Source organism: Variovorax dokdonensis, from assembly GCF_030316895.1.
GTDB classification, from domain to species: domain Bacteria; phylum Pseudomonadota; class Gammaproteobacteria; order Burkholderiales; family Burkholderiaceae_C; genus Variovorax; species Variovorax dokdonensis.
Window position 1 is genome coordinate 327,165 of the sequence record NZ_JASZYV010000002.1, and the last position, 20,522, is coordinate 347,686.

The following is a 20,522-nucleotide window of genomic DNA, read 5'->3' on the forward strand; positions in this document are numbered from 1 at the left end:
CAGGCCTCCGATTCGTGGTCAGTGTGCAATGCGCACGTATTCGTTCTGGTTGAGGTTGCGCCGCTTGATTTCCTCGGCCCAACTGGCCTGGTCGCCGGGCTTCCAGCCTGCCGCATTGAAGCTCGGCTGCGTGCCGCTCCAGGTCTTGCTCGGCTGCACTTTCGTGCCGGCGGTCTGCGGTTGCTCGGTGCAGGCGCCCAGCAGTGCGGCCAGCACAACGATAGCGACCGCGTGACGGGTATCGGGCTTGCTCATGACTTCGGCTTTCCGTAGGCGGTTCCCCAACCCCAGACTTCGCTGCCCTTGCCGCGCTGCACGACACGGGTGCGCAGGATGTCGGCGATCACGTCGCCGTCGCCACCCAGCAGGGCCTTGGTGGAGCACATTTCGGCGCAGGCCGGCAGCTTGCCTTCGGCCAGCCGGTTGCGGCCGTATTTCTCGATCTCGGCAGCGCTGCCGTTTTCCTCGGGGCCGCCGGCGCAGAACGTGCACTTGTCCATCTTGCCGCGCATGCCGAAGGTGCCGTTGCTCGGGAACTGCGGTGCGCCGAAGGGACAGGCATAGCTGCAGTACCCGCAGCCGATGCAAACGTCCTTGTCGTGCAGGACCACCCCTTCTTCGGTGCGGTAGAAGCAGTCGACCGGGCAAACCGCCATGCAGGGTGCGTCGCTGCAATGCATGCAGGCGACCGAGATGCTCTTCTCGCCCGGCTGTCCGTCACCCAGGGTGACGACGCGCCGGCGGTTCACGCCCCAGGGGACGTCGTTCTCGGCCTTGCAGGCGGTGACGCATCCATTGCATTCGATGCAACGCTCTGCATCACAGATGAACTTCATTCGTGCCATTGAACGGACTCCTTTATGCGGCCTTCTCGATCTGGCACACGGTGGTCTTGGTCTCTTGCATCATCGTGACGCTGTCGTATCCGTAGGTGGTGCCGGTGTTGACGGCTTCGCCGCGAATCACCGGTTCTGCACCCTCGGGGTAGTACTTGGACAAATCGACGCCGTTCCAGTGGCCCGAGAAGTGGAAGGGCAGGAACACCGTCGCCGCGTCGACCCGCTCGGTCACCATGGCACGCACCTTCATGCCCTTGAAGTCGGGCAGCGCCGCCATGGGAGGCGTCCTGACCCAGACCTGGTCGCCGTCGCGGATGCCGCGGTCGTTGGCGGCCTTGGGGTTGATCTCGACGAACATCTCCTGCTGCAGCTCGGCCAGCCAGGGGTTGGATCGCGTTTCCTCGCCGCCGCCTTCGTACTCGACCAGGCGGCCCGAGGTCATGACGAGCGGGAAGGTCTTGCCGATGTCCTTGTTCTTTTCCTGCACCGATTTGTAGAGCGTGGGCAGGCGCCAGAAGGCCCTCTTGTCGTCGTGCGTGGGGTACTTGGCGATCAGGTCGGGCCGGGTGCTGTAGAGCGGCTCGCGGTGCTGCGGGATCGGATCCGGGAAGTTCCAGACCACGGCGCGCGCCTTGGCGTTGCCGAAGGGGTGGCAGCCATGGTTCTTCATGACCACGCGGATGATCGCGCCGGTGGGGTCGGTCTTCCAGTTCTTGCCGTCCGCGGCCTTCTGCTCGGCCTCGCTCAACTCGCTCCACCAGCCCAGCTTCTTGAGCAGGACATGGTCGAATTCCGGGTAGCCGGTGGTCAGGTCCGAGCCCTTGCTGTGCGAGCCGTCGGCCGCCAGCAAAGACTGCCCGTCGCGCTCCACGCCGAAATTGGCGCGGAAGTTGCCGCCGCCATCCATGACGTTCAGGCTGGTGTCGTACAGATTGGCGGTGCCCGGGTGCTTCATCTCGGGCGTGCCCCAGCACGGCCAGGGCAGGCCGAAGTAGTCGCCGTCGAGCGAATAGCCGGTTTCCTTGTCGATGCCGCCCTTGGCGCGCAAGCTCTTCACGTCGAACACGTGCATGTTGCGCATGTGCGCCTTGATCCGCTCGGGGCTCTGGCCGGTGTAGCCGATGGTCCAGACGCACTTGTTGATCTCGCGCAGGATGTCTTCCGGCACGGGCTCGTCCATGCCCTTGACCTTCTGCATCTTGTAGTTCTTGACCAGCTCCTTGCCGAAGCCCAGCTTCTCGGCCAGCTGGTACATGATCATGTGGTCGCTGCGGCTTTCCCACAGCGGCTCGATCACCTTTTCACGCCATTGGATGGACCGGTTCGACGCGGTACAGGAGCCGCTGGTCTCGAACTGCGTGCAGGCGGGCAGCAGATACACCGCCCGGTTCGGATTGAGCTCGCTGGGCTTGCCAGGCATGGCGGCCATGGCGGCCGTCGCGCTGGGGTAGGGGTCGACGACGACCAGCAGGTCGAGCTTGTCCATCGCCGTCTTCATCTCGAGCCCGCGGGTCTGCGAGTTCGGCGCGTGGCCCCAGAAGAACAGGCCGCGAAGGTTGCTGTCCTGGTCGATCAGCTCGTTCTTTTCAAGAACACCGTCGATCCAGCGCGAGACCGTCATGCCCGGCTTGGTCATCATGCCGGGCGCGTACTGTTTCTTGATCCACTCGAAGTCCACGCCCCAGGTGGCGGCGAAGTGCTTGAACGAACCTTCGGCCAGGCCGTAGTAGCCCGGCAGCGAATCGGGGTTGGGGCCGACATCGGTCGCGCCCTGCACGTTGTCGTGGCCGCGGAAGATGTTGGCGCCGCCGCCCGACTTGCCGATGTTGCCCAGCGCCAGCTGCAGGATGCAGGAGGCGCGCACCATCGCATTGCCGATGGTGTGCTGGGTCTGGCCCATGCACCACACCAGCGTGCTCGGGCGGTTCTCGGCCATGATCCTGGCCACCTTGAGCGTGGTGGCCTCGTCCACGCCGCAGACTTCCTGCACCTTCTCGGGGGTCCACTTGGCCATCACCTCTTCGCGGACCTTGTCCATGCCGAAGACGCGGTCGTTGACGTACTGCTTGTCTTCCCACCCGTTCTTGAACACGTGGTAGAGCACGCCGTAGAGGAAGGCGATGTCGCTGCCCGAACGGATGCGGACGTATTCGTCTGCCTTGGCGGCCGTGCGCGTGAAGCGCGGATCGACCACGATCATCTTGCAGCCGGTTTCCTTGGCATGCAGCATGTGCACCATCGACACCGGGTGCGCCTCGGCGGCATTCGATCCGATATACAGCGCCGCCTTGGCGTTCTGCATGTCGTTGTACGAATTCGTCATCGCCCCGTAGCCCCAGGTGTTGGCGACGCCGGCGACGGTGGTGCTGTGGCAGATGCGGGCCTGGTGGTCGGTGTTGTTGCTGCCCCAGAGCGAGAGCCACTTGCGCAGCAGGTACGCCTGCTCGTTGTTGTGCTTGGACGAGCCCACCACGAAGATGGAGTCCGGGCCGCTGGCCTTCTTCAGCTCCAGCATCTTGGCCGTGATTTCCTGCAAGGCCTGGTCCCAGCTCATGCGCTGGTACTTGCCGTTGACGAGCTTCATCGGGTACTTGAGGCGGAACTCGCCATGCCCGTGCTCGCGCAGCGCCGCGCCCTTGGCACAGTGCGCACCGAGATTGATGGGCGAGTCGAACACGGGTTCCTGACGCACCCACACGCCGTTCTCGACCACGGCGTCGACCGCGCAGCCCACCGAGCAATGGCCGCACACCGTGCGCTTGACCTCGACCTTGCCGGTGCCGGTGGCCGGCGCCTTTTCTGCCGCTTCGGCCTTTCTGACCAGCGTGAGTTGCGAGGCGGCGATGCCGGCGCCGACCCCCAGACCGGAGCGGCGCAGGAAGGCCCGGCGGTCGATGGTGGGCACGGCATGCGACAGCCCGCGCGCCAGGTGATGGACCAGTCCCGAGCTACGGGCCGATGCGCCGTTCGCGGCGCTTGTCTTGCGGGTAAGCAGCATGTGCGGATTCCTCGCTAGACCTTGGCGGTCCGGTAGTAGCGCTTCACGTGTTCGGTGAGCTGGTAGCCGCTGCCGGTGTCGGGCTTTGCCCCGACCGACGGCGCGGCCTTTGCGCCTTGAGTCACCGCCGGCAGTGCGGCGGCGGCAGCCGCGGCCGCACCGGCCACGCTGGCTCGGGCGACGAGTTTGCGGCGAGAAAGGGCGTGCTGGCGCGAATCGCGCGAGGGGTCTGGCTGTTGCATCTGGCTAACCTCTTTCCGGCGCATGGGCCGGCGCAGCGTCAAATATGACGATTCAAGCATATGCTGTAAATACTTGTATGTCCGCCCAGGGATTCCACCCATAGGTTGAAGCCTTTGCACGCGGGCATAAACTGATCCGGTCGAGCCGACTTCAACGCGCCAAGCGCGCCTCATTGCCCACGGTGTTCTCCAGCGATATCCCGCCTTCCTTGCGCGTCGCAGTACGCGTCGATCGTCAACGGCAACCCAGCCGCTGGGAGGATTGGCGCTTCACCATTTCGGAGGTCGTCATTGACGACGGGCGTTTCGGCGACGCTGCGCGCGTGCTGCGCGATGACGGCGAATCCACGCAGTGGCTGTTCCCCGCCATGCCGGTGAGCCTGCATCGCGACGAGGCAGAGGGGTACTACCTCAACCTGACATCCGGTGCGCCCGTGTGGTTCGTGATGTGGCGCATCGACGATGCCGATCCTTCGCTGGCCCGCCCGGAGATCGTCACGCTGTCCTACAACGAGGCCGGCCGCTTGCTCGACGCGCAGGAGCGGGTGGACAACTGTCCGCTCGACACCTCGGTGCGCGAAGCCTTGCAGGCCTACGTGGACGCCCACTATCGGCCCGAACCCAAGCAGCGCAAGCGCCCAGCTTCGTTCCTGGCACCCGAGGAGCGCCGCTGATGTCCAGCGAGGAAGACAAGGGCTTCCTGTCGCGCTGGTCGCAGCGCAAGGTCCGGGCCCGCCGCGGCGAAGAGTTGCCGATCAAGCCCGCGCCGGCCGATGTGCCGGTGCCTGCGACCGGCGGCGTGGCGGGCCAAGGTGAGCAGGCCTTGCCTGCCGTGTCCGAGAAAGCTCGCGATGCAGCGGGGCACGATGCCGCGCAAGGCCAGCCCGATGCGCCGCCGCTGACGCTCGACGACGTGGCCACGCTCGATCACCAGTCCGACTTTTCGCGATTCGTCGCGCCAGAGGTGAGCGGCGAGGTTCGCAACGCCGCCTTGAAGAAGTTGTTCAGCGATCCGCACTTCAATGTGATGGACGGGCTGGACGTCTACATCGACGACTACGGCAAGCCTGACCCCTTGCCCGCTTCGATGCTGCGCCAGATGGCGCAGGCTGCATACCTGGGCTTGGTCGAGCCGGAAAAGCCAGGCCAACCAGAAAACGGCACCGTCGACGAAACGGTCGCCACGAAACCCCACGATGAAAACCCTGATCTGCGATTGCAATCGCTCCATGACCCTGGACCGTCCGGCCCTGAGCCGGGCACTGGCGAAGGTACCGGGCGCCAAGGCTGACGGCCTGGAAGAAGTCCACTCGGTGCTGTGCAGGCGCGAGGCGCCGGCATTCCAGCGAGCCGCCAAGTCCGGCGAGGATCTGCTGGTGGCCTGCACCCAGGAAAGCCAACTCTTCCTGGAACTGGCCGAGCAGACCGAAGGCGCCCCTGCGCTCGCCGAACGCCCCATCCGGTTCTTCAACCTGCGCGAGACCGGGGGCTGGTCGCGCGACGGCGACAAGGCGACGCCCAAGCTCGCTGCGCTGATCGCCGCTGCCCAACTGCCACCGCCGGAGCCGGTGGCCACGGTGAGCTATCGCTCGTCAGGGCGCTGCCTCGTCATCGGCAGGGCGGAGCGCGCGCAGGCCGCCGCCGCTTTGATGGCCGACAAGCTGGACATCACCTTGCTGGTCGAGGGCGGACAACTGGCCCAGGCCCACGATCGCGTGGCCGTGCAGGGCCGACTCACGGGCCTGACGGGATGGTTGGGCGCGTTCGATGCGCGATGGGAAACCGCCAACCCCATCAGCCTCGACCTGTGCACCCGCTGCAATGCCTGCATCGAGGCCTGCCCCGAGGGCGCCATCGACTTCGGCTACCAGATCGATCTGGCGCGCTGCAAGTCGCACCGCGCTTGCGTGGCGGTGTGCGAGGCAGCGGGCGCCATCGACTTCGAGCGCGCCGCACGCAGCGACGAAGGCCGCTTCGACCTGGTGCTGGACCTGCGCGAAACGCCGGCATTCACCATGCACCAGCCACCGCAGGGCTACTTCCATGCGGCGGGCGAGTCGCAGCTCATGCCGGCCATCGTCGCGTTGCGCGAGATGGTGGGCGAGTTCGAGAAGCCCAAGTTCTTCCGCTACGAGCAAAAACTCTGCGCGCACAGCCGCAATCAGCAGATCGGCTGCTCGGCGTGCATCGACGTGTGCTCGGCGAAGGCGATCCGGTCCGACGCGTCGCTCAAGGGCAAGTCAGCCGGCATCGCGCGTGCGGCCTCCGCCCAGGCGATGGGCGGCATCGTGGTCGAGCCGCATCTGTGCGTGGGCTGCGGCGCGTGCAGCACCGTCTGCCCGACCGGCGCGCTGGGCTTCGGATACCCCAGCCCGGCAGACCTTGGCCGCCGCGTGCGCGCACTGCTTGCCACCTATTCGGCGGCCGGCGGACGCGACGCGGCGCTGCTGCTGCACAGCCAGGAGGAAGGCACGGCGCGCATCGATGCGCTCGGGCGCCTGGCCAGCATCGGGAAGGCGCACGGCGTGCCGGCGCGCGTGCTGCCGATGGCGGTGTGGCACAGCGCCAGCGTGGGCCTGGACGTGTGGCTGTCGGCCTTCGCCCAGGGCGCGAACCAGGTTTGGGTGATGGTTGGCGAAACCGAGGCGCCGCAATACCGGCAGGCCTTGGCCGACCAGATGGCCCAGGCGCAGGCCATCGTGCATGGGCTGGGCTATGCGGGCGAACACTTCAGGCTGATCGACGCTGCCGACGTCGCCGCCCTCGATACGGCACTTCGCGCTCCGCCTGCGAAGGGCGTGCCCAAGGCGGCCGACTTCGCCATCCAGCAGGACAAGCGCGCGACGCTCGAACTGGCGCTGGCGCACCTGATCGAGCACATGCCCGCTGTGGCCGAGGCGCCGCAGGCCATCGCGCTGCCGGAGGCGGGCGCGTTGTTCGGCAGTCTCGCGGTCGATGCCGCAAAGTGCACGCTGTGCCTGTCCTGCGTGGGCGCATGCCCGGCGGGCGCGCTGGCCGACAACCCCGATCGGCCGCAACTCGGATTCATCGAGAAGAACTGCGTGCAGTGCGGCCTTTGCCAGACCACCTGCCCCGAGGACGCGATCGCCCTGGTGCCCCGCCTGCTGCTGGCCGACGAAGGCCGTGCGCGCATGCGCTCGCGCGTGCTGCACGAGGCGCAGCCCTTCCATTGCGTGCGTTGTGCCAAGCCCTTTGGCACCCTGCGCGCCATCGAGACCATGATCACCAAGCTTTCGGGACATGCTGCCTTTCAGGGTGCAGCCGCCGAACGCCTGAAGATGTGCGCGGACTGCCGCGTCATCGACCTCCATTCCAGCAAGAGCGAAGTCCGCATCACCGACCTGTGAACACCGAACTCTCCACCGATCCGTTCAGCGAGGAAGTCGCGCGTGCCGAGCTCTACGGCCTGCTCGCCAGCCTGTGGCTGGCCCCGCCCGATGCAGGCATGCTCGATCAGTTCCGCGTCGCCGTGACGCAGGCCCCCGAGACCGGCAGTGCGCTCGAAGCGCCCTGGCAGGCGCTGGTGGCGCGCATGCGTGCGGCCACCGTCGAATCTGCCGCGGCCGAATTCGCGGCGCTGTTCCAGGGCGTGGGCAAGCCGGAGGTGTTTCCGTATGCCTCGTTCTTTCTGGCCGGCTTCGTCAACGAGAAGCCGCTGGCGCAACTGCGCACCGACCTCGCGGCGATCGGCCTGACGCGGGATGCCGCGCTGCTCGAAACCGAGGACCACGTGTCCTTCCTGTTCGAGGTGATGCGCTACCTGATTGCCGGCGATGACGCGGGCGTGAGCAACCTCGAGCAGCAGCGCCGCTTTTTCCGCGCGCACATCCAGCCCTGGATCGAAGCGCTTTGCAAGGCCGTCGATGCGCAGCCCGCCGCCGACCTTTGGCGGGCTGTCGCGGCGATGACGCTGGCGTTCGTCCAGGTCGAGACGCAGGCTTTCGACCTGCTCGAAGCATGAGTGCGACGGACATGGCCATTCCCATCGAAAGCATCACCGGCCTGGTGCTCGCCGGCGGCCGCGGCAGCCGCATGGGCGGCGTCGACAAGGGCCTGCAGTCCCACCTGGGCATGCCGCTGGCGCTGCATGCGCTGCTCCGGCTTGCGCCCCAGGTGGGCGAAGTCATGATCAGCGCCAACCGCAATCTGGCCGCTTACGAGGCCATGGGCGTGCCGGTGTGGCCCGACCCGATCGAAGACTACGCCGGCCCGCTGGCCGGGCTGCTGGCCGGACTGGAGCATGCGCAGACCGAATGGCTCGTGACCGTGCCCTGCGACTCGCCCAACTTTCCGCTCGACCTGGTCGCGCGACTGGCTGCCGCCGCGGCCGAGCAGGACGCCGAGATCGCCATGGCCGCCCTGAACGAAGAAGGCCAGTTGCGCCGTCAGCCGGTGTTCTGCCTGCTTCGCACGAGCCTGGTCGAAAGCCTGGTCGCCTTTCTGCACGCTGGCGAGCGCAAGGTCGATCGCTGGACCGCGCGGCACCGGATGGTGGAAGTGGTGTTCGATGAGCCCGCCGATTTCGCCAACGCCAACACCACCGACGAGCTGCGGCAACTGCAGCGTTGAGGTTCAGGCGCGGCTGCGCGCCGGCTTCGCCGGGTCGCGCTTGGGCCGCGCATAGTGCCACCAGGGCAGCGCTTCGGTCAGCGACAGCACCTCGCCCGGCTGCCTGACGCCGTAGCCGGGCAGGGGCGCCAGCGCTTCGGCCCAATCCGGCGACGCAAGCCGCTCGCGCAAGGTGCGAATGGACGGCGTCTCCAGATCTTCCTTCAGGCAAAGCAGGTAGTAGTTCTCGTCCACCAACGGTGAGAAGGCCAGGCCGGCCTCGGCCGCGGCGGCCTCGATGCCGATGCCCACGTCCGCGGTGCCGGCGGCGATGGCCGCGGCGACGGCGACGTGCGTGTCTTCGATGCAGGTGGTGTAGCCCGGCACTTCGTCGGCGCGCAGCCCGGCCTGCGCCAGCAGGTGGTCGGTGAGCAGGCGAGTGCCCGATTCGGGTTGGCGCGACACGAAGCGCCAGCGGCCGGTGCGCAGCGCCTCGACGCTGTCGGGTCGGGCATCGCCCTTGCGCCAGATCCAGCCCTGCCGGCGCCAGTGGCTGCCGATCAGCTTGTGCTTGCCGGGTTGCAGCAGCGGGCGCAGAACCCGGGCCATCATGCTGTCGCTGTCGGCCTGCTGCGCCACATGAAAGCCCGCGACGCGGCAACGGCCGGCGTTGAGCGCGCGCAGCGCCTCCTGGCTACCGGCAAAGCGCAGGCCGATGTGCAGGCCGTCGCGCTCCTCGGCCAGCGTCTGCAGCTTGGGCAGGCCGAGGTCGTGGCTGGCGAAGATCTCCAGCACCTCGAGTGCGGCATCGGCGGCCAGCGCGAAGGCGCGGGCCAGTTCGGCGCGCAAGGCTTCGACGTGCGGCGTCATGCGGACCCGGGCTTGGCGCTCGGCCCACAGAAGGCGCTGCGCAAAGGGCGTCAGCCGCGCGTGCTTGCCCTGGCTCCACAGCACCAGCGGCGAGCCGAGCACTTCTTCCCAATGTTTGAGCGAGCCCCAGGCGTGGCGATACGACATGCCTTGCGCGCGAGCCGCCGCGCTGATCGAGCCGTGCGCCTGGAGCTGCGACAGCAGGTCGAAAAGCGGGTTCTCGATCTGCGCGCCGTGTTGGCCGTGGGGCTGGCCGGATTCGAAGGTGTAGCGCAGGTGGATGCCGGGACGGGGTGAGCTCATGGACGGCAGCGGGGCGGCAAATGCCCGGAGTGTCCCACGGCGATGCGGGACAGCCGTTGCCAGGCCCCCAGGGGCCCGGCGCTCACTGATTCGCGTTCGGGAAGAACAGTTGCTCGCCGCCGATCTTGTAGGAGGCGATGGTCTCCTGGCCGTCGCGCGAGACGACCCAGTCGGCGAACTTCTGGGCCAGGTCCTTCTTCACGTGCGCAAACTTGGCCGGGTTCACCACGATCACGCCGTACTGGTTGAACAGCCGCTTGTCGCCTTCGACCAGGATGGCCAGGTCGCCCCGGTTCTTGAAGTTGAGCCAGGTGCCACGGTCGGACAGCACGTAGGCGTTGGTGGACGAAGCGATGTTCAGCGCCTGCCCCATGCCGCAGCCGCACTCCTTGTAGCCGGCGGGCTTGGCGCTGGCCAGGTCGATGCCGGCGATCTTCCATTGCCGCAGTTCGGCCGAGTGCGTGCCGCTCTTGTCGCCGCGCGAGATGAAGTCGGCCTTGGTGCCGCTCAGGTGCTTGAGCGCGGCCGCGATGTCGTTGCCGCGCACCTTGGCCGGATCGGACTTCGGTCCGATGAGCACGAAGTCGTTGTACATGACCGGGCGGCGCTCGATGCCGAAGCCCTCGGCGACGAACTTCTCTTCGGCCGGCTGGTCATGAACGAACAGCGCATCGGCATCGCCGCGCCGTCCCATGTCCAGCGCCTGGCCGGTGCCCACCGCGACCACGCGCACCTCGATGCCCGACGTCTTGGTGAAGGCCGGCAGAAGATGCTTGAACAAGCCCGATTGCTCGGTGGAGGTGGTCGAGGCCAGGACGATGAACTTGTCCTGCGCCCAGGTCAGCGGTGCGGACAGGCTGGCGGCCAGCGCGAGGAGAGTGAGTGTTCTGCGGGAAATCATGGGCTTGGGGCGGGGTGTTTCGTATGACGCGTCGATTCTGTCGACGTCCCCTCCCATGCGCCATATGACCGGCGCAGCATAGGTTGTGGCGGCGCATGGCCGCGCGCGGCGCGATCACCCGCTTCGCCGCGCGCTCAGGCGTCGATGCGAAAACCCAGTTTTCCCAGCGCAGCCTTTGCTGGAGCGGATTGGAGCAGGCGCATGAAAGCCTGCACCGGTTCGCGCGTCAGCCGCGCGGTGGGCACCACGAAGTCGTAGCGCTCTTCCTGGACGGGTATAAACCCCAGCCCGTACTGTTGCGCGACGGTGTCGATCGCCATGCCCCAGTCGGCGCGCTTTTGCGCCACGGCGACCGCCACGGCGTTGTGCGACTTGGTCTGCACGCCGTAGCCCGGCGGTTGGGCCCCGCCGAGCAACCGGTCGATCAGGATGCGCGTGCCGCTGCCGGCGTTGCGGTTGACCATGGTGCAGTCCGCATCGGCGGCCGCCGCGGCAATGGCAGCGGCCGCATCCCGGCCTTCGAAGCGCGGGTCGCCGATGCGATGGACGATGCCCTGCATGCGGCCATAGCCGGGGATCAGCGTCAGCGCCGGCGTCAGCAGCGGCGTGTTGTAGACGCCCGTGGCCGGGTCCATCAGATGGATGCCCGCGATGTCGCATTCGCCCCGCTTGGCGGCCATGAGGCCACCGGAGCTGCCCACGCTCATCGACTTGATGCGGATGCCCGCGCGGATCAGCTCGCCGGCCAGCCAGTCGAGGCCGACGCAATGGCTGCCGATGAAGATCAGGTCCGCAGGATCGAGCCCCTTGCCCAGCAGTTGCACCTGCACGGGGTCGCCGGCATCGAGGATCTCGGTGTGCTGGTCGATCGTGATGAAGCCGTCGGCGCCGCTGAAGGTGGTGACCGATCCCGAGCCCTTGCCCATCGGATAGGCGCTCAGGCCATCCTCCGTGGGCACCAGTCCCACCAGCAGGTATTCGGTGCGACCGCGTTCGGAATTGATGCGCATCGGCAGCGTGGCCGCCACGTGTTCGCGCCGCTGGGGCGGCATGCCCGCGAAGGCGCGGATCACCGGCGCCAGGAATTCATGGAAGGTGAAGACCGCCGATGTCGGGAAGCCCGGCAGGATCACCACCGGTTTGCCGTCGGTCACTGCCAGGCAGATCGGCTTGCCCGGCTTGAGCGCCACGCCGTGCGCCACGATGCCGGGGTCGTTCAGCGCATTCACCACGCGGTACGACAGGTCGCCTTCGCCCTTCGACGTTCCGCCCGAGAACACCACCGCGTCGTATTGCAGTCCGGTGGCCAGCGCTTCCGAGAGCGCGACCTCGTCGTCCGGGATGACGCCCAGGCGTACGGCTTGGCCGCCCAGCTCCTCGACGGCGGCGCTGATGATGGCCGCGTTGGAGTCGTACACGGCGCCGGTCGGCAGCGGCTTGCCGGGCGCCACGATCTCGTTGCCGGTGGAGAAGATGGCCACGCGCGGGCGGCGATGCACGCTGACCTCGGCCAGGCCCAGGGCAGCGAGCACGCCGATCTCGCGCGAGCTCAGCGGCACACCGGCGCGAAGCACCGTTTCGCCGCGGGCGATGTCGGTGCCCGCATAGCTGACGTTCTCGCCCACCGTGATCGCGCGCCGCACTTCCAGCTGCTCGCCCGCCACGTCGGTGTGCTCGACCATCACCACCGCATCGGCGCCGCGCGGCAGCATGCCGCCGGTGGCGATGGTGGTGGCCACGCCGCGCCGCACTTGTTCAGCCGGCACGATGCCGGGCGCCAGGGTCTCGGTGTTGAGCGACAGCGTGCGCGCCTCTTCTTCCATCGCGCCCCAGGTGTCGGCCGCCTGCAGCGCGAAGCCGTCGACGTTCGAGCGGTCGAAGCCCGGCACGTCGATGGGCGCTGCCACGTCGGCCGCGAGCACGCGGCCCAGCGCGGCATGCAGCGGCACGGATTCGGCGCCCAGCGGCGCCAGGCGCAGGTGTTCCTGGAAGCGGCGCTCGGCCTCGTCCCGGGTCAGGACCTGAAGGAATTGCGATTGGGTTTTCACACGTACTCGTAGAGATGAACAGTCACGTCGCTGCCGGGGCCGTGCCCCTCGCTGTCGGCGGGCACGACCACGAAGCCGTCGGCACGCGTGGTCGAACTGAGCATCGACGCGCCGGACAGCGCCAGCGGCTCCACGCCTTCGGCACCGAGCCGCACGCGCACATAGTCGACCCGCCCGATCTGCGAGACGATCTTGCGCGCCACCACGGCTTGGGTCTGGCGATAGGGCCATTGCGCCGGCAGGCCGCCGAGACGGCGGATCGCACGGCCGGCGAAGAAGTCGTAGGCGCAAAGGCACGACACCGGGTTGCCCGGAAGGAGAAACACCAGCGTCTCGCCGACGCGGCCCATGCCGGCCGGACTCGATGGCCGCATGGCCACGCCGTGCACGGCCAACTCGCCCAGTTCGGCCAGCAGCCTGGGCGCATGGTCTTCCGTGCCGACGCTCGATCCGCCCGAGATGAGCAGCACGTCGGCGCCTGGCCTAGCCATGGCCTCGCGGATGGACGAAGGGTCGTCGCCCAGGCGCACATGCGACTCGACGATGCCGCCATCGCGGCGGACCAGGCCGCGCAGCATGGAAGAGTTGGCGTCGAAGATCTCGAAGGGCTTCTTCGATTCGCCCGGCGCACGCACCTCGTTGCCCGTCACGAGCAGGCGTACGCGGGGTTGGCGCACCACCGCCAGCCGAGGAAGGCCCAGCGAGGCGGCGACCCCGGCATCCTGCGGACGCAGGCGGCGGCCGGCGGACAGCACGGTCGAGCCGAGCGCGATGTCTTCGCCCACATGCCCGACATGCTGACCCGGCGCGACTGCGCGGGTGATGACGAGCATGCCGTTCTGCTCGGTGGCGTATTCGGCGGGCACCACCGAGTCCACGCCCTCGGGGACCGGCGCGCCGGTCATGATGCGGATCGCCGATTGCGGCGCGATGCCGCCTTCGAAAGGCCGGCCGGGCATCGACTGGCCGACCACCTTGAATTCGAGCGGGTTGTACTCGCCAGCGCCGGTGGTTTCCGCGCCGCGCAGCGCAAATCCGTCCATGGCCGCGCGATTGAATTCAGGAACGGCGATGGCGGCGCTCACATCGACCGACAGCACGCGGGACACGACGTCGTCGAGCGAAACATCTTCGCCGGGCAGCGCCTGTGCGTTCGCATCGATCCAGTTCAACCCGACGCCGACTTCCGCGCGCTGGGAAAAGCCGCGCATGCGGACGTCGGACGAAATGCTTGGGGGACGGCTGGACATCGAATCAGTATATGGGTCGCCCCGAGCCTGCGGCACTCGTGGCTTTCCATGGCCCGGCGGCCGATCCGATGCCCTTTGCTACATCTGCCGGAAGCTCTGCAGCGTGTGCGTGGCCCAGTGGGTGGAGTCGTACTTCTCCACGCTGGCGCCCATGCGCTGCATGCGTGTGCGCTGCTCTTCCTTGGGCATGTCCAGCGCGCGCTCGATGGCTTCGTCCATCAGGTGGCGCGAGTAGGGGTTGACCAGCAGGGCGCCGGCCAGCTCGACGGATGCGCCGGTGAATTCCGACAGCACCAGCACCCCGTCCATGCCGCGGCGCGCGGCCACGTACTCCTTGGCCACCAGGTTCAGGCCGTCGCGCAGCGGTGTGATCCAGCACACATCGGCGCAGCGGTAGTAGGCGATCAGTTCCTCGAACGGGATGGCCGAGGTCATCAGCAGCAGCGGCTGCGCCGCCAACGTGCCGAAGCGGCCGTTGATGCGCCCGGCGATCTGCTCGATCTCGTGCTGCACCTTGCGGTAAACAGCCATGCCGTTCGCGGCCGCGACGGACGTCACCAGCAGCTGCACCTCGGTGGCCAGCTCGGGGCGGCTTTCCAGCAGGCGCTCGAAGGCCAGCAGCATGTCGCGCGTGCCCTTGGTGTAGTCGCTGCGCCCCACCGAGATGATGAGCTTGCGTCCGCCCAGCGCCTCGCGGATGCTGGCCTCGCGCTCGGTCGTCGCGTCGTTGGCGGCCACTTCGCCGATGTAGCGCACGTTCGTGCCGACCGGGATCGAATCGACCCGGATCTCGTGGCCGTTGTGCCGGATCCGCGTGGCGACCGACGCTTCGGACAAGGCCAGGCCCACCGGCGACAGCGTGGGCTCCACGTCTACCTCCTCGACGATTTCCACGCCCTTGAGGTTGCGCGCCGTCGCCACGAAGCCCGACGCGTAGCGCGGGATGTGAAATCCCACGTGGTCGCAGGCCAGCAGGCTTTCGATGATCTCGTCGCGCCAGGGCAGGATGTTGAAGATGCTCGACGACGGGAACGGCGTGTGGTGGAAGAAGGCGATGCGCACGTCCGGCCGCATTTCTCGCACGTAGCCGGGCACCAGCCACAGGTTGTAGTCGTGCACCCAGATGGTGGCGCCCTGCTCGGCCTGGGCCACGGCCGCTTCGGCGAACAGGCGGTTGACCTCGCGGAACACCGGCCAGTCGACGGCGTCGTAGTTGTAGCGTTCGGGGAACGAATGCAGGATCGGCCACAGCGCCTCTTTCGAGGTCACGTGATAGAAGCTGCGCACCTGCGCGGCGGTCAGCGGCAGGCGCGAGACGTTGTATTCGCCGTAGGAGTCGTTCATGCGAACGACCTGCTCGAAGTCCTTGTCCTTGTGCTTCGGGTCGACCTGCTTCCAGGCCACCCACGCGCCGCGCTCGACGGCGCCGAAGAAGCTCTTGAGCGTCGGCACGATGCCGTTGGGACTCTTGTGCTCGCGGTAGACGATCTTGCCGTCGACCTCGATCTCCTCATAGGGCTGGCGGTGGTAGACGATCACCAGGTTCGATTTCTTCATGATGTTGTTCTGCGGTTCGTTCGGGGAAAAAGATGAGGGCGCGCGGGTCGTGTTGCTCAGTCGCCTGGCACGAAGCCGTGGAAGCGCAGCGCATCGGCAATGCCCGCGGCGCCGGGCAGCGGGCTCTGGCAGACCAGGGGCCATTCGTCCAGGTGCGCACGCAGGGCCGGCTCCGAGTTGCCGACGGCCACGCCCGTCAGGCCGGTCTGGAACAGCGACAGGTCGTTGAGCGTGTCGCCGGCCACCAGCAGCGATTCGCGCGGCCACTGCAGGTGCTCGGCCAGGCGCAGCAGCGTCGGCCCCTTCGAGATGCCGGGCGGCAGCACGTCCAGGTAGAGGTCGGCCGAAAGCAGGCAGTCGAAGCCGGCATCGCGCACCTTGCGCGCGGTGTCGGGCGACAGCTTGTCCGGCTCGTAGTAGTAGCTCAGGCGATAGCGGAAGGGCGTGTCCTGCAGGCGCAGGCCCGGCTCGTCCTTGAGCAGGGCCTGCATGCGCGCGCCGGCATCGCCCCAGAGCTGCGCGATCGGGCGCTCGAGTTCTTCGATCGGCTCGATGTCCAATCCGCCGGCGATGGTGGTACCGACGTCGCCGATCACGTAGTCGGGCGCGGGCACGTTCGTGGCGCGCACCAGGTTGCGGATGAAGGGCAGGTCGCGGCCGGTCACGAAGACCAGCGTCACGTGCTCGCGGTGGTCGTCGATCCAGCGGTACAGGTGCGCGCGCTGCTCGTCGCTGCCGCCCAGGAAGGTGCCGTCCAGGTCGGTGGCCAGCACCAGGGGGCGCTGCGGCGCGGTGTGGAGCAGGTGGTGGTCGGGCAAGCTCACAGGCGCATCTCCACGGGTTGGTCGGGCTGCGCGATCTGCAGCGACAGCCCTCTGGCCTCGGCGCGGAATGGCCGGGAGAGCAGTTGCACCATCACGTCGCCGATCGGCGCGCCTTCAGCGACGACGGCGCGCACGGCTTCGCAGATGGGCATCTCGACTTCGAGCCGTCGTGCCAGGTCGGTCACCGGCACCACGTTGTCGCGGCCCTCGACCACCACGGGGCGGCCGTCGAAGATGTCGAGCTCGGAGCGCCCCGCCGCCAGGCCCATGCCGAATCGCATGTTGCGCGACTGTTCGCTCGAGCAGGTGAGCGACAGGTCGCCCAGCCCTGCAAGGCCGTAGACGGTGTCGCTGCGCCCGCCGAGGGCCAGCGTCAACTGGCGCACTTCCTCCAGCCCGCGCGTGATGAGGGCGGCGCGCGCATTCGCACCGAAGCCCAGGCCCTGCGCAATGCCGCTGGCGATGGCCAGCACGTTCTTCACCGCACCGCCCACTTCCACGCCGCGCAGGTCGTCGGTCACATAGGGGCGGAAGGTGGGTGTGCCCAGGGCGGCGGCCAGGCGTGCGGCCAGCGAGTGCTCCTGATCGCTCGCCGCATCTTCCGAAGCCAGCGTGACGGCGGTCGGCTGGCCCTGTGCCACTTCGCTCGCGAAGGTGGGCCCCGACAGGACGGCCAGCGGATGATCGGGCAAGCATTGCTCGACCACCTGCGCCATCAACAGGCCACTGGTGTGTTCGATGCCCTTGGCGCAGATGACCAGCGGCAGCTTTTTGGGCGCGACCCTCGCGAGCGCCTTGCATGTGGCGCGCAGGTGCTGCGAAGGCACGACGAGCAAGGCGGCATCGGCGCCGCGGACCGCGTCGCCCAGCGCCTCGTGCACGGTGACATGCGGCGGCAGGCGATGGCCGGGCAGGAACACATCGTTCTCGCGCGTGGTGCGCATGCGCTGGGCCAGGTCGGCTTCGCGCACCCACAGCGTGGTGCTGCGGCCTGCGCGTGCGGCGCTGATGGCCAACGCGGTGCCCCAGGCGCCACCGCCGACGACGGCGATGCGCTCGGGCACGTCCGCGAGGCCGGATGCCTTGCGAGGCGAATGGTTGGGGGTGGGGGAAGGACGGGTGATCCGTGCCATGTGGACTCCTCTTCGTTGTGTGGGGTCGAAGCACCGGCCGCAGGATGGGCCGATGGGCGAAGCGCAGGTGCGGGCGAGCGAACGCGCGGCTGCGTCGAGGAACGTTGCGACGGGAAGACAAGCGCACTGCCGCCGCGATGCGGGCGGTGTGCGCGGTCGCGTGAAGACTCAGGCCGCCGGAGGCTTGGCGGAGAGTTCGGAGATCAGCAGATGAAAAGGCAGCTCGTCGCGAAGCAGCGGCGACAGGCAATTGCGCGAGCGCAGCATCCCGCAGCTGAGCGAATCACTCAGCCAGGTGGGCAATGTGGCGAGCGCGCCCCCGTGTGCAACGCGTCCGTGGCGGACGCCGTGGGAGGCGCGAATGGGGGCGGAATTCCGCAACCGTTCTTCCTTGTTCAAAGTGCGCCGCACCGTGAGTGCGGCAAGCGATCGAGGTCCATCATTGTAACGGCCGCAACATTTCTGAACCATTGCTGCGCGGAAAGACCTTTCCGGTGCGCGGTCAGCCCAGGCTCACCGGTTTGGTCTTCCAGATGTCGTGCGCGTACTCGGCGATGGTCCGGTCCGACGAGAACTTGCCCATGCCCGCCACGTTCAGGATGGCCATGCGGGCCCAGGCATCGGGGTCGCGATAGAGCGCATCGACGCGCTCCTGCGTCTCGATGTAGCTGGCGTAGTCGGCCAGCAGCTGGTAGTGGTCGCCCCAGTTCACCAGCGCGTCGAAGATGGCGTGGTAACGCGCCGTCTCGCCGTGCGAGAACATGCCGTCGCGGATGGCGTCGAGTGCGCGCTGCAACTCCAGGTTGGCCTCGTAGTAATCGGCGGGCCGATAGCCGCTGGCGCGGATGTCGGCCACCTGCTCGGTGGTGTTGCCGAAGATGAAGAAGTTTTCCGGTCCGACCGCATCGCGCATCTCCACGTTGGCGCCGTCCAGCGTGCCGATGGTCAGCGCGCCGTTGATCGCGAACTTCATGTTGCCGGTGCCGGATGCCTCGGTGCCGGCGGTGGAGATCTGCTCCGACAAGTCGGCGGCCGGGATGATCAGCTCGGCCAGGCTCACGCTGTAGTTGGGCACGAACACCACCTTGAGCAGCTTGTTCGCCCGATCGTCGTTGTTGATCACCGCCGCCACGTCGTTGATGAGCCGGATGACCAGCTTGGCCATCTGGTAGGCCGACGCGGCCTTGCCGGCGAACACCACCACGCGCGGCACATGGTTGCCTTCGGGCTCGTCCAGGATGCGCAGGTAGCGCGTCACCACGTGCAGCACGTTGAGCAGCTGACGCTTGTATTCGTGGATGCGCTTGACCTGCACGTCGAACATGGCGTCGGTGTCGACCGTCAGGCCCATGTGCTGCTCGATCCAGTTGCAAAGGCGCAGCTTGTTCTCGCGCTTGGCATGGCGGAAGGCGCGCACGAACGCAGGCTGCTGCGCCATCGGACGCAGGGCGACGAGCTGATCGAGGTCGCGCCGCCAGCCGCGGCCGATGCGCTGGTCCAGCAGCTTGGCCAGCGGCGGATTGGCCTGGGCGAGCCAGCGCCTGGGCGTGACGCCGTTGGTCTTGTTGTTGAAGCGCTCGGGAAACAGCCGGGCAAAGTCGGCGAAGATGGATTGCTTCATCAGCTCCGAGTGCAGCTCCGAGACGCCGTTGATCGAATGGCTGGCCAGCACCGCAACGTAGGCCATGCGCACGCGCCGCTCGCCGTTCTCGTCGATCAGCGAGAGGCGGCGCATCAGTTCGGCGTCGTGGCCGTGCTTCTGCGTGATGCCGGCCAGGAACCTGGCGTTCAGGTCGAACACGATCTGGAGGTGGCGCGGCAGGATGCGGCCGAACATCTCCACCGGCCAGGTCTCCAGCGCCTCGTGCATCAACGTGTGGTTGGTGTAGCTGAAGATCTTCTGGGTGTGCCCCCAGGCCGTGTCCCAAGGCAGGTCGTGCTCGTCGATCAACAGGCGCATCAGCTCGGGCACCGCCAGCACCGGGTGCGTGTCGTTCAGGTGGATGCTGATCTGTTCGGGCAGCGCATCGAAGTCGTCGTGGTTGCGCAGGTAGCGGTGCAGCATGTCCTGCACGCTGGCGCTGACGAAGAAGTACTCCTGGTGCAGCCGCAGTTCACGGCCGGAGGGCGTGGAGTCGTCGGGGTAGAGCACGCGCGAGACGTTCTCCGAATGGTTCTTGCTTTCCACCGCGTCCATGTACTGGCCGCGGTTGAAGGCTGACAGGTCGATCTCCTCGGTGGCGCGCGCAGACCATAGGCGCAGCGTGTTGGTGGCCTGCGTGCCGTAGCCGGGGATGATGGTGTCGTAGGCCACGGCCAGAACGTCGTGCGTGTCGACCCAGCGGGCGGCGCCGTAGGGCACGCCCTTGCCTTCGCGCTTCTGCACGTGACCGCCGAAGCGCACGCGAAAGCGCACCTCGGGCCGGGCGAACTCCCAGGGGTTGCCGCGCGTGAGCCAGTAGTCGGGCGTTTCCACCTGCTGGCCGTCGACGATGTTCTGGCGGAACATGCCGTACTCGTAGCGGATGCCGTAGCCCAGTCCGGGCACGCCCAGCGTGGCCATCGAATCGAGGAAGCAGGCGGCCAGGCGTCCCAGGCCGCCGTTGCCCAGCGCGGCGTCGGGTTCGCGCTCGGCCACTTGCTCCATGTCCACGCCGAAATCGGCCAGCGCATGCTTGACCGTGTCGTAAAGCTCCAGCGCCAGCAGTGCGTTGGTGAAGGTGCGGCCGATCAGGAATTCCATCGACAGGTAATAGGTGCGCTTGAGCCGCTGCGCGTACTGCGCGCGGGTCGTGCTCATCCAGCGCTCCACCAGCTGGTCGCGCACGGCCAGGGCGGTGGCATGCAGCCAGTCGTCCTGGCTGGCGGCCACCGGGTCCTTGCCGACGGCGTAGATGAGCTTGTTGGCCACGGCGCGCTTGAAGGCCGCGACATCGCGGTCCGGATGGTCGTACTTGAAGTCTTCGATGGTCATGGTGGGGCGATGAG

At 67.6% G+C, this 20,522-nt stretch carries 18 protein-coding genes; 5 read left to right on the forward strand and 13 right to left on the reverse strand.

The features are described 5' to 3' along the window. Positions 1-18: 18 nt before the first annotated feature. The 4 genes from QTH91_RS10075 to QTH91_RS10090 are packed head-to-tail and all read right to left on the reverse strand — an operon-like array spanning position 19 to position 4,079. Positions 19-255 (reverse strand): hypothetical protein, encoded by a 237-nt coding sequence (locus QTH91_RS10075; RefSeq protein ID WP_286659943.1) that lies wholly within the window; start codon positions 253-255, stop codon positions 19-21. After that, positions 252-845 (reverse strand): formate dehydrogenase FDH3 subunit beta, encoded by a 594-nt coding sequence (gene fdh3B, locus QTH91_RS10080; RefSeq protein ID WP_286659944.1) that lies wholly within the window; start codon positions 843-845, stop codon positions 252-254. Before fdh3B ends, QTH91_RS10075 begins: the two co-directional genes overlap by 4 nt. Before the next feature lie 13 nt (positions 846-858). Further along, positions 859-3,837 (reverse strand): formate dehydrogenase subunit alpha, encoded by a 2,979-nt coding sequence (locus QTH91_RS10085; protein WP_286659945.1) that lies wholly within the window; start codon positions 3,835-3,837, stop codon positions 859-861. Between the two features lie 14 nt (positions 3,838-3,851). After that, positions 3,852-4,079, reverse strand: coding sequence for a formate dehydrogenase (locus QTH91_RS10090; RefSeq protein WP_286659946.1), 228 nt, complete (start codon positions 4,077-4,079; stop codon positions 3,852-3,854). A 182-nt stretch (positions 4,080-4,261) separates the two neighbouring features. Here QTH91_RS10090 and QTH91_RS10095 point away from each other — a divergent pair, with 182 nt between their 5' ends. From QTH91_RS10095 to mobA, 5 genes are read left to right on the forward strand one after another with little or no spacing between them, the layout of a single operon-like run. Then, positions 4,262-4,753, forward strand: coding sequence for a DUF3305 domain-containing protein (locus QTH91_RS10095; protein WP_286659947.1), 492 nt, complete (start codon positions 4,262-4,264; stop codon positions 4,751-4,753). Continuing rightward, positions 4,753-5,370 carry a DUF3306 domain-containing protein gene (locus QTH91_RS10100; protein ID WP_286659948.1) on the forward strand — a complete coding sequence of 206 codons (618 nt, stop codon included), beginning with the start codon at positions 4,753-4,755 and terminating at the stop codon, positions 5,368-5,370. Before QTH91_RS10095 ends, QTH91_RS10100 begins: the two co-directional genes overlap by 1 nt. Beyond that, positions 5,276-7,447, forward strand: coding sequence for a 4Fe-4S binding protein (locus tag QTH91_RS10105; protein WP_286659949.1), 2,172 nt, complete (start codon positions 5,276-5,278; stop codon positions 7,445-7,447). Before QTH91_RS10100 ends, QTH91_RS10105 begins: the two co-directional genes overlap by 95 nt. Next, positions 7,444-8,061 (forward strand): TorD/DmsD family molecular chaperone, encoded by a 618-nt coding sequence (locus QTH91_RS10110; protein ID WP_286659950.1) that lies wholly within the window; start codon positions 7,444-7,446, stop codon positions 8,059-8,061. Before QTH91_RS10105 ends, QTH91_RS10110 begins: the two co-directional genes overlap by 4 nt. Next, positions 8,058-8,669, forward strand: a complete 612-nt coding sequence (mobA, locus tag QTH91_RS10115) for a molybdenum cofactor guanylyltransferase MobA (RefSeq protein ID WP_286659951.1) — start codon at positions 8,058-8,060, stop codon at positions 8,667-8,669. The genes QTH91_RS10110 and mobA overlap by 4 nt, the downstream gene beginning before the upstream one ends. Positions 8,670-8,672: 3 nt before the next feature. Here the strand turns inward: mobA and QTH91_RS10120 are convergent, their stop codons facing one another. The 9 genes from QTH91_RS10120 to QTH91_RS10160 form a co-directional block, all read right to left on the reverse strand. Further along, the gene (locus QTH91_RS10120) at positions 8,673-9,821 is read right to left on the reverse strand and encodes a substrate-binding domain-containing protein (protein WP_286659952.1); all 1,149 of its coding nucleotides are present in this window, start codon (positions 9,819-9,821) and stop codon (positions 8,673-8,675) included. Between the two features lie 82 nt (positions 9,822-9,903). Then, positions 9,904-10,722 carry an ABC transporter substrate-binding protein gene (locus QTH91_RS10125; RefSeq protein ID WP_286659953.1) on the reverse strand — a complete coding sequence of 273 codons (819 nt, stop codon included), beginning with the start codon at positions 10,720-10,722 and terminating at the stop codon, positions 9,904-9,906. Between the two features lie 134 nt (positions 10,723-10,856). Further along, a complete protein-coding gene (locus QTH91_RS10130) occupies positions 10,857-12,770 on the reverse strand; it encodes a molybdopterin biosynthesis protein (protein WP_286659954.1) in 1,914 nt (637 codons plus the stop codon). Beyond that, complete coding sequence (locus QTH91_RS10135) at positions 12,767-14,020, reverse strand: molybdopterin molybdotransferase MoeA (protein WP_286659955.1); 1,254 nt, start codon at positions 14,018-14,020, stop codon at positions 12,767-12,769. The genes QTH91_RS10130 and QTH91_RS10135 overlap by 4 nt, the downstream gene beginning before the upstream one ends. Positions 14,021-14,098: 78 nt before the next feature. Beyond that, positions 14,099-15,577, reverse strand: coding sequence for a glucosylglycerol-phosphate synthase (ggpS, locus tag QTH91_RS10140; RefSeq protein ID WP_286659956.1), 1,479 nt, complete (start codon positions 15,575-15,577; stop codon positions 14,099-14,101). Positions 15,578-15,633: 56 nt separating this feature from the next. Then, on the reverse strand, positions 15,634-16,401 hold the full coding sequence (locus tag QTH91_RS10145; RefSeq protein WP_286659957.1) for an HAD-IIB family hydrolase: 768 nt from the start codon (positions 16,399-16,401) through the stop codon (positions 15,634-15,636). After that, positions 16,398-17,534, reverse strand: coding sequence for an NAD(P)H-dependent glycerol-3-phosphate dehydrogenase (locus tag QTH91_RS10150; protein WP_286659958.1), 1,137 nt, complete (start codon positions 17,532-17,534; stop codon positions 16,398-16,400). Before QTH91_RS10150 ends, QTH91_RS10145 begins: the two co-directional genes overlap by 4 nt. A 168-nt stretch (positions 17,535-17,702) precedes the next feature. Beyond that, positions 17,703-17,933, reverse strand: coding sequence for a hypothetical protein (locus QTH91_RS10155; RefSeq protein WP_286659959.1), 231 nt, complete (start codon positions 17,931-17,933; stop codon positions 17,703-17,705). Positions 17,934-18,036: 103 nt separating this feature from the next. Further along, positions 18,037-20,508, reverse strand: coding sequence for a glycogen/starch/alpha-glucan phosphorylase (locus tag QTH91_RS10160; protein WP_286659960.1), 2,472 nt, complete (start codon positions 20,506-20,508; stop codon positions 18,037-18,039). Positions 20,509-20,522 lie beyond the last annotated feature (14 nt).

Coding starts and splice junctions, on each gene's coding strand:
- fdh3B (WP_286659944.1), bottom strand. CDS start 845: ATGGCACGAATGAAGTTCATCTGTGATGCAGAGCGTTGCATCGAATGC.
- QTH91_RS10150 (WP_286659958.1), bottom strand. CDS start 17,534: ATGGCACGGATCACCCGTCCTTCCCCCACCCCCAACCATTCGCCTCGC.
- QTH91_RS10160 (WP_286659960.1), bottom strand. CDS start 20,508: ATGACCATCGAAGACTTCAAGTACGACCATCCGGACCGCGATGTCGCG.
- QTH91_RS10105 (WP_286659949.1), top strand. CDS start 5,276: ATGAAAACCCTGATCTGCGATTGCAATCGCTCCATGACCCTGGACCGT.
- mobA (WP_286659951.1), top strand. CDS start 8,058: ATGAGTGCGACGGACATGGCCATTCCCATCGAAAGCATCACCGGCCTG.
- QTH91_RS10125 (WP_286659953.1), bottom strand. CDS start 10,722: ATGATTTCCCGCAGAACACTCACTCTCCTCGCGCTGGCCGCCAGCCTG.
- QTH91_RS10090 (WP_286659946.1), bottom strand. CDS start 4,079: ATGCAACAGCCAGACCCCTCGCGCGATTCGCGCCAGCACGCCCTTTCT.
- QTH91_RS10100 (WP_286659948.1), top strand. CDS start 4,753: ATGTCCAGCGAGGAAGACAAGGGCTTCCTGTCGCGCTGGTCGCAGCGC.
- QTH91_RS10135 (WP_286659955.1), bottom strand. CDS start 14,020: ATGTCCAGCCGTCCCCCAAGCATTTCGTCCGACGTCCGCATGCGCGGC.
- ggpS (WP_286659956.1), bottom strand. CDS start 15,577: ATGAAGAAATCGAACCTGGTGATCGTCTACCACCGCCAGCCCTATGAG.
- QTH91_RS10085 (WP_286659945.1), bottom strand. CDS start 3,837: ATGCTGCTTACCCGCAAGACAAGCGCCGCGAACGGCGCATCGGCCCGT.
- QTH91_RS10075 (WP_286659943.1), bottom strand. CDS start 255: ATGAGCAAGCCCGATACCCGTCACGCGGTCGCTATCGTTGTGCTGGCC.
- QTH91_RS10120 (WP_286659952.1), bottom strand. CDS start 9,821: ATGAGCTCACCCCGTCCCGGCATCCACCTGCGCTACACCTTCGAATCC.